This window comes from Foliimonas ilicis, from assembly GCF_039939195.1.
In the GTDB taxonomy this organism is placed as follows: Bacteria; Pseudomonadota; Alphaproteobacteria; order Rhizobiales; family Rhizobiaceae; genus Foliimonas; species Foliimonas ilicis.
In genome coordinates, this window is record NZ_JBDUUH010000001.1 from 485,754 (window position 1) to 497,562 (window position 11,809).

Below are 11,809 nucleotides of genomic sequence, written 5' to 3' on the forward strand. Positions count from 1 at the left end.
ACTGTGGCCAACGCAGAAGAAAATAAGGGCCGCACGGCCTATACATATGTCGATCACAAATTCGACGTCGTCGTCGTGGGCGCAGGCGGTGCGGGCCTTCGCGCAACGCTCGGCATGGCAGAGCAGGGCCTGAAGACGGCCTGCATCACCAAGGTTTTCCCGACGCGCTCGCATACGGTTGCGGCACAGGGCGGTATTGCTGCCTCGCTGCAGAATATGGGCCCGGATAGCTGGCAGTGGCACCTTTACGATACCGTCAAGGGTTCCGACTGGCTGGGCGACGTTGACGCGATGGAATATCTGGCGCGCGAAGCGCCTGCTGCCGTCTACGAGCTCGAGCATTACGGCGTGCCGTTCTCGCGCACCGAAGATGGCCGCATCTATCAGCGTCCGTTTGGCGGTCACATGCAGAATTTCGGCGATGGTCCGCCGGTTCAACGTACTTGTGCAGCGGCAGACCGTACCGGCCACGCAATCCTGCACACGCTTTACGGCCAGTCGGTAAAGCACAACGCGCAGTTCTTCATCGAGTATTTCGCGCTCGATCTGATCATGACGGATGGCGTCTGCACCGGCGTCGTCGCCTGGAACCTCGATGATGGCACGATCCATCGCTTTTCCGCCAAGATGGTGGTGCTGGCGACCGGCGGCTATGGCCGCTCCTACTTCTCCGCGACTTCCGCGCATACCTGCACCGGCGACGGCAATGGCATGGTGGCGCGGGCGGGCCTGCCCTTGCAAGACATGGAATTCGTCCAGTTTCACCCGACCGGCATTTACGGTGCGGGCTGCCTGATCACCGAAGGCGCGCGCGGCGAGGGTGGCTATCTGGTCAACTCCGAAGGCGAGCGCTTCATGGAGCGCTATGCACCATCTGCCAAGGATCTTGCATCGCGCGATGTCGTTTCGCGCTGCATGACCATGGAAATCCGTGAAGGCCGTGGCGTTGGCAAGAACAAGGATCACATCTTCCTGCATCTCGACCATCTGGACCCCGCCGTTCTACATGAACGTCTGCCGGGCATTTCGGAATCGGCCAAGATTTTCGCGGGCGTTGATGTCACCAAGGAGCCGATCCCGGTTCTGCCGACCGTGCACTACAATATGGGCGGCATTCCAACGAATTATTGGGGCGAAGTGCTCAACCCGACGAAGGAAGAGCCGGACCGTGTCCAGCCTGGCCTCATGGCCGTTGGCGAAGCCGGTTGCGCTTCCGTCCACGGTGCAAACCGCCTCGGTTCGAATTCGCTGATCGATTTGGTCGTGTTCGGCCGTGCGGCTGCAATCAAGGCTGGCGAAGTCGTCGACCGGAATTCGCCGATCCCGCCGATCAACGAAGCTGCCGTCGAAAAGATCATGGATCGCTTCGACCGCGTTCGTTATGCGAACGGCTCCAAGCCGACCGCCGTGTTGCGCGAGAAGATGCAGAAAGCCATGCAGGAAGACGCTGCCGTTTTCCGCACGCAGGATTCGCTGGAAGCGGGCTGCAAGCGCATTTCCGAAATCTGGACCGAGCTTTCCGACATCAAGGTCACCGACCGCTCGATGATCTGGAACTCCGATCTGGTGGAAACGCTGGAGCTCGAAAATCTGATGGCCTGCGCAATCACCACCGTCTATGGCGCGGAGGCCCGCAAGGAGAGCCGCGGCGCGCATGCGCGTGAGGATTTCTCCTCGCGTGACGATGCAAACTGGCGCGTCCACACGCTTTCCTGGCTCGATGAGGCCGGCAAGGTCACGCTCGATTACCGTCCCGTTCACACCGAACCGCAGCTTAGGGAAGAAGATGGCGGCATCAGCCTCGCCAAAATCGCTCCCAAGGCTCGCGTTTACTGATTCGAGGGGAAAAAGATGGTTGAACTCACGCTTCCCAAGAACTCCAAGATCAGTGCTGGCAAGACATGGCCGAAGCCGGAAGGCGCGACCAATCTGCGGGAATACAAGATTTACCGCTGGTCGCCGGACGACGACGCCAATCCGACGGTCGACACCTATTATGTCGATATGGATGATTGCGGACCGATGGTTCTCGATGCGCTGTTGTGGATCAAGAACAAGATCGATCCGACGCTGACGCTGCGCCGTTCATGCCGCGAAGGCATTTGCGGCTCCTGCGCCATGAATATCGACGGCACCAACACTTTGGCGTGCACCAAGGGCGCGGAAGAGATTTCCGGAGCCGTGAAGGTCTATCCGCTGCCGCATATGCCGGTGGTGAAGGATCTGGTGCCCGATCTGACCGTGCCTTATGCGCAGCTTTCCTCGATCCAGCCCTGGCTGCAGACGGTTTCGCCGGAGCCTGCAAAGGAATGGAAGCAGAGCCATGAGGACCGCGCGAAGCTCGACGGGCTTTATGAATGCATTCTCTGCTTCTGCTGCCAGACGTCGTGTCCGAGCTATTGGTGGAATGGCGACCGCTATCTCGGTCCAGCCGTGCTGCTTCAGGCCTATCGCTGGCTGATCGATTCCAGAGACGAAGCCAAGGGCGAGCGTCTGGACAATCTGGAAGACCCGTTCCGGCTTTATCGCTGCCACACGATCATGAATTGTGCACAGACCTGCCCGAAGGGTTTGAACCCGGCAAAGGCAATCGCCGAGATCAAAAAGATGATGGTCGAGCGTCGCGTTTAGTCGGCTACATTAAAATTTAATTAGCCAGCGAATATAATGAAAAACAGGCGCATAAAGCGCCTGTTTTGCTATTCAGTTGTGCGAATCAAGCCAGTTTTGCGTCGAGCGAGACTTTGATCGCGCCGAGAGCTTTGGAGACTGGGCAGCCTTCCTTGGCCTTGGTCGCGAGTTCCTGGAATTTTGCATCTTCGATGCCCGGCACCTTGCCGGAAAGCGTGATTGCGCTTTCGGTGATCTCGAAGCCGCCGCCTTCTGCCGGACCATAGGTCACGACTGCCTTGGCGTTCAGTTCATCGGCAGGCGTGCCGTTTTCGGCGAGGAAATGGGAAAGCTGCATGGCAAAGCAGCCAGCATGCGCAGCGGCGATCAGTTCTTCAGGGTTCGTGCCCGACTTTCCGCTCTCGTCCTGAAAACGGCCCTTGAATGAATAGGCGACCTTGTTGAAAGCGCCGCTCTGCGTGTCGAGCGTCCCAGTGCCTTCCGAGAGCGAGCCTTTCCATATTGCTGTGGCGTGACGGTTCATGAAGTTCTCCGTTGATTTGGCAGGCCGATGAAACGGCGACAAATTGAATATAGTGCCGGTCTCCGCATCTTCCATGGAAAAGCTACCACCAAAAATGCAGGAACGGGCTGCGCAACCGCCACGCAACTTTTACGTGTTGAAAGCTGGCAGGGCTTTTCGTATTCTGCGCTCGATTTTCGGGGAATTTGGCATGCATATTCTGATCGCTGTGGTCGGCCTTATGGGGGCGGCCGCTTTCTGGTGGTACAGGGTAAAATATATGAGCGAGGCGGCGAATGAAGTCGTCGATGCAGTCGGGCGCGTGCGTGGTTCGATCAAACGCAAGAAGTTGCGCAAACAGGCAGCACTTTCACCTTTGACCGCCGTCGATGATCCGATCTTGGCCGCGGCAACGCTGATCACGGCGATTTTCAGTGAAGATACGCCGCTGACGCCGGTGCGTGAGAATGCCATCCGGGAGGTAATTTCGGGCATTGCCGACCCCAAGAAAACGGACGAAGCCGTCATCTATGGCAAGTGGGCCGCCTCGCAGATCGACGATTCGAATATTGTGATCGACAAGCTCTCACCTTTTATGCGTGAGCGCCTTGAGGAGAATGAACGCCTTGAGCTCCTGAAGATGATTGATGATGTTGCCGCAGCCGAAGATGCACTGCCGCCGCTCTACAGCCAGAAGATGCGCCGCCTGCGTCAGAAGCTCGGTTTCGAGATCAACTGATCGGGGTCAGATTTTTTCGCCGCGCAGCAGCCGGGGCGAGGCGCCCGTCAGGCCGGATGCCTGCGTGATGAAGAACTCCTTGATGCGCGGCATGCGGTCGACCAGCCCCAGACCTATGTCGCGCGCCATGCGCAGCGGTCCGAAATCGTTCGAGAACAGACGGTTCAGAACATCGGTGGTGACGCCCATGCGCACCGTGTCGAAGCGCCGCCACTCCTGATAGCGTTCCAACACATCCAGCGCGCCAATGTCCTGGCCGAGCCTGTCGGCCTCGACGATCGTTTCGGCCAAGGCTGCCGCATCCTTGAAACCCAGATTGAGGCCCTGTCCGGCGATCGGATGAATGCCATGTGCTGCGTCGCCCGCAAGCGCGAAACGCGGTTTGACGAAATCGCGCGCCAGCGTCAGCCCGAGCGGCCAGGCGCGGGGTTTGCCCTCGACGCGAATTTCTCCGAGTTTCAGGCCGAAGCGCTGCTCGAGCTCGGATTCGAACACGAGTTCGTCGCTCGCCACCAGCTTTTCGGCATCTTCCGTGCGTTCGGTCCAGACGATGGATGAGCGATTGCCGGTGAGCGGCAGCGTTGCGAATGGGCCTGCGGGCAGGAAATGCTCTTCGGCGCGGCCATTGTGCGGGCGCTCGTGCAAAACCGTGCAGACGATGCCCGACTGCCCATATTCCCATTTCACGGTCTTGATACCGGCCATGTCGCGCAGTTTCGACTTCACGCCGTCGGCTGCAATCAGAAGCCGCGCATCCAGCGTAATACCGTCCGCCAGATGAATTTCCAGCTTGGTGCCGTGGTTCAGGAAGCTCTGCACCGGCACGCCTTCGATGAGGTCGATGCCGAGTTCGGCTGCGCGGCGGCGCAGCGCGCCGTTCAACATGCGGTTGGCAACCATATGCGCGAAAGGCTCGCCGGGTTCGACTGCTCCGTCGAAGGTTAGGAAGACCGGGCGCACGGGATCGGAAGTGCGCGAATCCGTGATGATCATGTCGTTGATCGGCTGTGCTTCAGGCAGAATTTCCGCCCAGCAACCAAGCTGATCGAGCATACGGCAGGCGGCGGCGGCGATTGCGGAGGCGCGGCCATCCTTTTGCCAGACGCCTTCAGGGGCCGCATCGACAATTGCAATCGACAGATTGGGCCGTGCCTGTTTTATGGAAACTGCGGTCGCCACGCCGACATAGCCTGCACCGGCAATAACGATGTCGATCTGCTTTTCCGTACCTGCCTTGCGTTCGGCCATTTCATCACCTTGCGACTTACGCGTTCCAGCCCCGAAGCTTGACTTGCCCGGAGCTTCCTGTTCGAAGCCTACATCATTGCTAAAGACAAGGACGCGACGATGTCGGCTGCCATTCAGGAGCTTTTGAGCATTCTCGACCTCGAGCAGCTCGAACACAACCTCTATCGTGGTCGCAGCCCGAAAGCCAACTGGCAGCGCGTGTTCGGCGGGCAGACGATCGCGCAGGCGCTTGTCGCGGCACAGCGCACAGTTGGTGGCGACCGGCCGGTGCATTCGCTTCACGGCTATTTCATGCGGCCGGGCGATACGGAAATTCCGATCGTCTTTCAGGTGGACCGGATTCGCGACGGCGGAAGCTTCACGACGCGCCGCGTTGTGGCAATCCAGCATGGAGAGGCGATCTTTTCGCTGGAAGCATCGTTCCAGAAAAAAGAAGAAGGCCTCGAGCATCAAATCGAGATGCCGAAGGGTCTTCCCGCACCCGAAACTCTGCCTTCGCAGCGCGAATTGATCGAAAATTCGCCGAATCTGCCGGCCGCGATCCGCCATTATTGGGCAAAGGAACGGCCGCTGGAAATCAGGCCGGTCAATGTCGAGCATTATACGAGCAATACCAAGCTGCCGCCGGTGCAGCACATCTGGATCAGGACGACCGGTTCGGTGCCGAACGATCCAGCTATGCAATCTGCCGTTCTTGCATACCTCTCGGACATGACGTTGCTGGACACGTCGACCTTCGCACATGGCCGTGGAATCTTCGATGCGGACATTCAGGCGGCAAGCCTCGACCACGCAATGTGGTTTCATCGCCCGCACGATCTCGACGGCTGGATGCTCTACACGCAGGACAGCCCGTCTTCTTCCGGTGCGCGCGGGTTTACGCGCGGCTCGCTCTACACGCCGGATGGCACGCTTATAGCGTCGGTTGCCCAGGAAGGCCTCATTCGCCTAAAGCGAAAGCCTGCAAACTAGGCAATTTTTAATTTTTGCATAAAAATTAATCAGACGAGCATTTGGCCGCTGCCGCATTTCTCAGCGCCGGGCGTCTGATTCCGTTGATTCGTAACGATTTTTGACCCGTGAAAACCATCTGGCACGGAGCTTGAATTGCGTTGCTTACTCTCCGGCTGTTTTCGGGCAGATCGAAGAAGTCACGCAATCGCGGGGGACCCGCAAAAGCAAAGGGTGAAACCTTATGAAAATCGTGATGGCAATCATCAAGCCGTTTAAGCTCGACGAGGTACGCGAAGCGCTTACCGCAGTCGGCATCCAGGGCCTGACCGTCACCGAAGTCAAAGGCTACGGGCGTCAGAAGGGGCATACTGAAATTTATCGCGGCGCGGAATACGCGGTCAGCTTCCTACCGAAAATCAAAATCGAAATCGCAGTGGGCACCGATTTGGTGGACAAGGCGGTCGAAGCGATTTCCGGCGCTGCCAAGACCGGCCAGATCGGGGACGGCAAAATCTTCGTCTTCTCGATCGAACAGGCCGTGCGCATCCGCACCGGCGAAACAGACACCGACGCGCTCTAAGCGGACCAGTCGTATTCTCATGGAGATATCAATGAAAATTCCTTCCAATTTGAAGACGGCGGCGTGGTCCACGCTTCTGGGTTCGATGGCCGCGGGTGCGTTCGGTGCGCTCCCGGCTTTTGCACAGGAAGCAGCACCTGAAGCAGCCGAAGCCGTTGCAGCCATCGATACGGGCGATACCGCCTGGATGCTGATCTCGACCGTCCTCGTCCTGTTCATGATCCTGCCGGGTCTCGCCCTGTTCTATGGCGGCCTGGTGCGTGCGAAGAACGTTTTGTCGGTGCTGATGCAGTGCACGATGGTCTTTGCAGTGATCGCCGTTGTTTGGGTCCTGTGGGGCTACTCCTTCGCTTTCGGCGGTTCGGAAAGCCCTTATTTCGGTGGTTTCGGCAAGCTTTTCCTCGCTGGCGTGACGCCTGATTCGGTTTCGGGCTCGATCCCGGAATATGTCTTCATCGCCTTCCAGATGACCTTTGCCTGCATCACGCCGGCTCTGATCGTCGGCGGCTTTGCAGAACGCATCAAATTCGGCGCACTGATCCTCTTCGTCGTGCTTTGGGTTTCGCTCGTCTACTTCCCGATCGCACACATGGCATGGGACGCAAGCGGCCTGTTCTTCGGCTGGGGCGTGATGGACTTTGCAGGTGGTACGGTCGTTCACATCAATGCCGGTATCGCAGCTCTCGTCGGCGTCATCATGATCGGCAAACGCATCGGCTACGGCAGCGAGAACATGGCTCCTCACTCGCTTCCGCTGACCATGATCGGTGCATCGATCCTGTTCGTCGGCTGGTTCGGCTTCAATGCCGGCTCGGCAGCAGCCGCAAACGGCACGGCAGCTCTCGCCATGATCAACACCTTCACGGCAACGGCTGGCGCGGTCATTGCCTGGGCAGTGGTTGAAAAGCTTGCACGCGGCAAGGCATCGATGCTGGGCGGCGCTTCGGGCGTTATCGCAGGCCTCGTTGCAGTGACCCCTGCAGCAGGCTTCGTCGGTCCGGTTGGCGCTATCGTGCTTGGCGCAGTTGCCAGCGTGGTCGCCTACTACTTCGTGGCCGTCGTGAAGATCAAGTTGGGCTATGACGACTCGCTCGACGTGTTCGGCATTCATGGCGTTGCAGGCATCATCGGTGCAATCGGCACCGGCATCCTCGCAGCTCCTTCGCTTGGTGGCGTTGGCTACGAAGAAGGCGTGACGATGGGCGCTCAGGTCTGGACGCAGATCGTTGCTGTCGGCATCACCATTCTCTGGTGCGGTATCGTGTCGGCGATCCTCTACAAGGTCGTCGATGTCATCATCGGTCTTCGCCCGACGAAGGAAGCCGAGCAGCAGGGTCTCGACCTCACCTCGCACGGCGAAGTGGCCTACCACTCGTAAAAATTACCGGGCGAATTCGTTCGCCCGGCTTTCATAAATCCCGTCGTGTCCGGTTCGAAAGACCGCTCACGCTTTGAGGCCCGGTCAATCCGGGCCTCTTTTTTTGCGATTTACGGCGTTGAAAATCGCGCTCTGGAAATTTTCCATGGTTAATGCGCCCTTAACCTCCGTTCCCTAATCTGACCTGTGATTCCGCCTCGCTCCCGATCGGTGAGCTGCAAGACTATTGAAAGACGGGGAACGATTGATGCGTTCTGGGGTTTCCACGCCGCTGACACTGTCCGATTCGGAAAACGGCCTGCAGACATTTATGCGCAGGCAGCTTGGCCGGGTGTCGGGTCTGGCAATGTTTGCCGTTGTTGCCTTTGGCCTCGCGGCACTTGGCACATGGAATGTGGCTGATCCGAGCTTCAGCCATGCTAGCGACAATAGTGTCACCAACGCGATGGGTTATGCGGGCGCGGTCTTTTCCGATCTCGCAATGCAGTTTTATGGCCTTTCGGCGGTTGCAGCACTCGTACCAGCAGTGATCTGGGGCTTCTTCCTCGCGACCGCACGCGGGGTGGATCGTATGCCGCGCCGCATTGCCGCATGGTTGGGCGCATCCATGCTGGGTGCCGCAATGGCCGGATGCGTCACGCCTCCGCCGACCTGGCCGCTTCCGTCCGGCCTTGGCGGCGTGTTCGGCGATATGGTTCTGAAACTGCCCGCCCTTGCCATCGGCGAATATCCGACCGGTTTGATCGCAAGCGTGATCGCCGTCGTTCTGGCAGCGCCTGCTCTGTGGCTGTTCGCATTCGGTGCGGGCCTGCTTTCGCGAGAGAATGGCTTTGCCGCGCCTAAAAAGACCGTGTCCCGCGACGTTCGCGATCAGGATCTGGCTTCCCTTGAAGATGAGGATGATGACGAGCGCGGCTTCGCGATCATCGGCGCAGTCACCCATTGGTGGCTTTCGGCGCGGGCTTACATTCGCCGCCGCAAGCAGCGCCGCATCGAACAGGAAGGTTTTGACTATGAGGATGCCGAGCCGCAGCCTTCGGGCGAAAGCGCCTGGCGTCAAGCTGCCGCGCGCGTTGAAATCGCCGAACAGGCGGAAGCCCGCTACAGCTCCAATGGACGCGCCCGCGTCGAGCCGGAATTCTTCGCGGCAATGGTCAATGACGGCCGCGTTCCGTATATCGAAGTCGAGGAAGAAGAGCCCTACGCCGACGAGGATTTCGGGGTCGATTTCGAGGCAATGCCCGAAGCCGCGCCGCAGCCGCCTCGCGCGCCGAGCAAAGCGGTCGTCCAGCCGTTCCGCTCTCCCGCCGGACAGCGCGTCGAAACGCCCGCACCACGGCCTCAGCCGGGCGCACGCGTCCAGCGTGAAGCGCAGACGTCGCTAATCGGTCCGAACGGTTTCGAAATGCCGTCTCTGCATTTTCTTGCGGAGCCGAAGAATGTTGCGCGCGACGCCAGCCTGTCGAAGGACGCGCTGGAACAGAATGCACGCCTTCTTGAAGGCGTTCTGGAAGATTTCGGGGTCAAGGGCGAGATCATCCATGTGCGTCCGGGGCCTGTGGTCACGCTTTATGAGCTGGAGCCCGCACCCGGCATCAAATCGTCCCGCGTTATCGGCCTTGCAGATGACATTGCCCGCTCGATGAGCGCGATTGCTGCGCGTGTCGCGGTCGTTCCGGGCCGCAACGCAATCGGTATCGAACTGCCAAATGCGAGGCGCGAAACGGTCTATCTGCGCGAAATCATGGCAAGCCGTGATTTTGAGACGACAAAGGCGAAGCTGGCGCTGGCGCTGGGCAAGACGATCAATGGCGAGGCCGTCATCGTCGATATCGCCAAGATGCCGCACGTTCTGGTCGCCGGTACCACGGGTTCGGGCAAGTCGGTCGCCATCAACACGATGATCCTGTCGCTGCTCTACCGCATGACGCCGGAGCAGTGCCGTCTCATCATGATCGATCCGAAGATGCTGGAATTGTCGGTCTATGACGGCATTCCGCATCTGCTGACGCCTGTCGTCACCGATCCGAAAAAGGCCGTCGTCGCGCTCAAATGGACCGTGCGCGAGATGGAAGACCGCTATCGCAAGATGTCGAAGGTCGGCGTCCGCAATATAGACGGCTTCAATGCGCGCGTCGCTCAGGCCGAAAAGAAGGGCGAGCAGATTTCGCGCACCGTACAGACCGGTTTCGACCGTGAAACGGGCGAGGCGATCTACGAAACCGAACATCTCAACCTTGAAGCGATGCCTTATATTGTCGTCATCATCGACGAAATGGCTGACCTGATGATGGTCGCCGGCAAGGATATCGAAGGCGCGGTGCAGCGGCTTGCGCAGATGGCGCGTGCTGCCGGTATTCACGTCATCATGGCGACGCAGCGTCCCTCCGTCGATGTCATCACCGGTACGATCAAGGCGAACTTCCCGACGCGCATTTCCTTCCAGGTCACGTCCAAGATCGACAGCCGCACCATTCTTGGTGAACAGGGTGCCGAGCAGCTTCTGGGCATGGGCGACATGCTCTACATGGCCGGTGGCGGGCGTATTCAGCGCGTGCACGGCCCGTTCGTTGCGGATGACGAGGTCGAGAAGATCGTTGCGCATCTCAAGCTTCAGGGCGTGCCGGAATATCTCGATGCGATCACCGAAGACGACGGCGAGGATGACGAGGAATCATCCGGCGGCAAGGGCGGCGGTGGCGGCGGGAATTTCGAAAATTCCGACGATCCCTATGATCAGGCGGTGTCCGTCGTTCTTCGCGACGGAAAGGCTTCGACGAGCTACATACAGCGCCGCCTCGGCATCGGTTACAACCGCGCGGCGTCCATCATTGAGCGGATGGAAAAGGAAGGCGTCGTCGGCCCGGCAAACCATGCGGGCAAACGCGAAATCCTGGTTCCGACCGAAGACGACAAATTCTGATACGAACAATAGGCCCCGCCGCCTCCGAGCCTTGCAAAGGTCAAACTTAGGCCCAAGTAAATGCATAGAAAATGCTGTGAGCCCGAGATGATGAAAGTGACGAATTCGATGACCAAAGAGCCTGCTGTTATGACGCGCCGTCTCTTCCTGGGAGCAGGGCTGTCCCTTTTCGGTGTTTTGGCTCTGCAAGGCGTGCCCGGTATCGGTGCGGTTGCTCATGCGCAGGCGACCGGCGTGGCGCAGCGCATTGCCGATCATTTCGCCAGCGTACGTACCATGACCGGCGAATTCGTGCAGTTCGGCCCCAAGGGCGAGCAGACCGGCGGTAAATTCTACATCGAGCGTCCAGGCAAAATCCGCTTCAACTACGATGCGCCGAGCAATTACCGGGTCATCTCGGATGGCCGTTCGGTCGTTATCCTGAACAACAAACTCAATACGTCGGACCTCTATCCGCTTTCGAAGACCCCGCTCAAGCTTTTGCTGGATGAGCGGATCGACCTTTCCGGCAACAAGGTTACCGGTGTTAAGGAAGAGAACGACCTGACGACGATCCAGCTTGCCGATAAATCCGTATTCGGCAACTCGACCATCACGATGATGTTCGATCCGAAAAGCTATGAACTGCGCCAGTGGACCATCCGCGACGCGCAGGGCAAGGATACGACTGTGATGATCTTCAACACCCAGTCCGGCGTGCGGTTCGATCCGTCAATCTTCAAAATCGACTATACGAAGAATCGTCAGGTCAATACGAAGGGCCGGGGCCAGTAACAGGCCGCAGCTCTTTTTTAGATCGTAAAAAGCGTAATTGACTGTGGATCATGCCGCGAAGCTTCGCTTCGTGCCGCCTC

10 protein-coding genes are annotated in these 11,809 nt (G+C 58.9%); 8 read left to right on the plus strand and 2 right to left on the minus strand.

The annotated features are described in order from the left end of the window. The first annotated feature begins 3 nt into the window (after positions 1 to 3). Positions 4 to 1,836, plus strand: coding sequence for a succinate dehydrogenase flavoprotein subunit (gene sdhA, locus ABFT80_RS02375; RefSeq protein ID WP_347970251.1), 1,833 nt, complete (start codon positions 4 to 6; stop codon positions 1,834 to 1,836). 15 nt (positions 1,837 to 1,851) lie between these two features. After that, complete coding sequence (locus ABFT80_RS02380) at positions 1,852 to 2,631, plus strand: succinate dehydrogenase iron-sulfur subunit (RefSeq protein ID WP_347970252.1); 780 nt, start codon at positions 1,852 to 1,854, stop codon at positions 2,629 to 2,631. Between the two features lie 85 nt (positions 2,632 to 2,716). Here the strand turns inward: ABFT80_RS02380 and ABFT80_RS02385 are convergent, their stop codons facing one another. Continuing rightward, complete coding sequence (locus ABFT80_RS02385) at positions 2,717 to 3,154, minus strand: OsmC family protein (protein WP_347970253.1); 438 nt, start codon at positions 3,152 to 3,154, stop codon at positions 2,717 to 2,719. A gap of 190 nt (positions 3,155 to 3,344) precedes the next feature. On the opposite strand from ABFT80_RS02385, the gene ABFT80_RS02390 reads away from it, so the two are divergent. Beyond that, positions 3,345 to 3,872, plus strand: a complete 528-nt coding sequence (locus tag ABFT80_RS02390; RefSeq protein ID WP_347970254.1) for a hypothetical protein — start codon at positions 3,345 to 3,347, stop codon at positions 3,870 to 3,872. Positions 3,873 to 3,878: 6 nt separating this feature from the next. On the opposite strand, the gene ABFT80_RS02395 is transcribed toward ABFT80_RS02390, so the two are convergent. Then, positions 3,879 to 5,120 carry a ubiquinone biosynthesis hydroxylase gene (locus tag ABFT80_RS02395; RefSeq protein ID WP_347970255.1) on the minus strand — a complete coding sequence of 414 codons (1,242 nt, stop codon included), beginning with the start codon at positions 5,118 to 5,120 and terminating at the stop codon, positions 3,879 to 3,881. Positions 5,121 to 5,219: 99 nt separating this feature from the next. On the opposite strand from ABFT80_RS02395, the gene tesB reads away from it, so the two are divergent. From tesB to ABFT80_RS02420, 5 genes are all read left to right on the plus strand, one after another. Beyond that, a complete protein-coding gene (gene tesB, locus ABFT80_RS02400) occupies positions 5,220 to 6,092 on the plus strand; it encodes an acyl-CoA thioesterase II (protein ID WP_347970256.1) in 873 nt (290 codons plus the stop codon). Between the two features lie 223 nt (positions 6,093 to 6,315). After that, positions 6,316 to 6,654, plus strand: a complete 339-nt coding sequence (locus ABFT80_RS02405; RefSeq protein ID WP_347970257.1) for a P-II family nitrogen regulator — start codon at positions 6,316 to 6,318, stop codon at positions 6,652 to 6,654. A gap of 31 nt (positions 6,655 to 6,685) precedes the next feature. Further along, entirely contained in the window at positions 6,686 to 8,032 is a 1,347-nt protein-coding gene (locus ABFT80_RS02410; protein WP_347970258.1) for an ammonium transporter, read from the plus strand. Between the two features lie 247 nt (positions 8,033 to 8,279). Beyond that, a complete protein-coding gene (locus tag ABFT80_RS02415; protein ID WP_347970259.1) occupies positions 8,280 to 10,955 on the plus strand; it encodes a DNA translocase FtsK in 2,676 nt (891 codons plus the stop codon). 87 nt (positions 10,956 to 11,042) lie between these two features. After that, positions 11,043 to 11,729: an outer membrane lipoprotein carrier protein LolA gene (locus ABFT80_RS02420; protein ID WP_455189858.1), complete on the plus strand. Its 687-nt coding sequence runs from the start codon at positions 11,043 to 11,045 to the stop codon at positions 11,727 to 11,729. Positions 11,730 to 11,809 lie beyond the last annotated feature (80 nt).

What these genes read in the sequence shown, in the direction of transcription:
- ABFT80_RS02385 (WP_347970253.1), bottom strand. Translation starts at nt 3,154, where the DNA reads ATGAACCGTCACGCCACAGCAATATGGAAAGGCTCGCTCTCGGAAGGC.
- ABFT80_RS02415 (WP_347970259.1), top strand. Translation starts at nt 8,280, where the DNA reads ATGCGTTCTGGGGTTTCCACGCCGCTGACACTGTCCGATTCGGAAAAC.
- ABFT80_RS02380 (WP_347970252.1), top strand. Translation starts at nt 1,852, where the DNA reads ATGGTTGAACTCACGCTTCCCAAGAACTCCAAGATCAGTGCTGGCAAG.
- ABFT80_RS02405 (WP_347970257.1), top strand. Translation starts at nt 6,316, where the DNA reads ATGAAAATCGTGATGGCAATCATCAAGCCGTTTAAGCTCGACGAGGTA.
- ABFT80_RS02420 (WP_455189858.1), top strand. Translation starts at nt 11,043, where the DNA reads ATGATGAAAGTGACGAATTCGATGACCAAAGAGCCTGCTGTTATGACG.
- ABFT80_RS02390 (WP_347970254.1), top strand. Translation starts at nt 3,345, where the DNA reads ATGCATATTCTGATCGCTGTGGTCGGCCTTATGGGGGCGGCCGCTTTC.
- ABFT80_RS02410 (WP_347970258.1), top strand. Translation starts at nt 6,686, where the DNA reads ATGAAAATTCCTTCCAATTTGAAGACGGCGGCGTGGTCCACGCTTCTG.
- ABFT80_RS02395 (WP_347970255.1), bottom strand. Translation starts at nt 5,120, where the DNA reads ATGGCCGAACGCAAGGCAGGTACGGAAAAGCAGATCGACATCGTTATT.
- tesB (WP_347970256.1), top strand. Translation starts at nt 5,220, where the DNA reads ATGTCGGCTGCCATTCAGGAGCTTTTGAGCATTCTCGACCTCGAGCAG.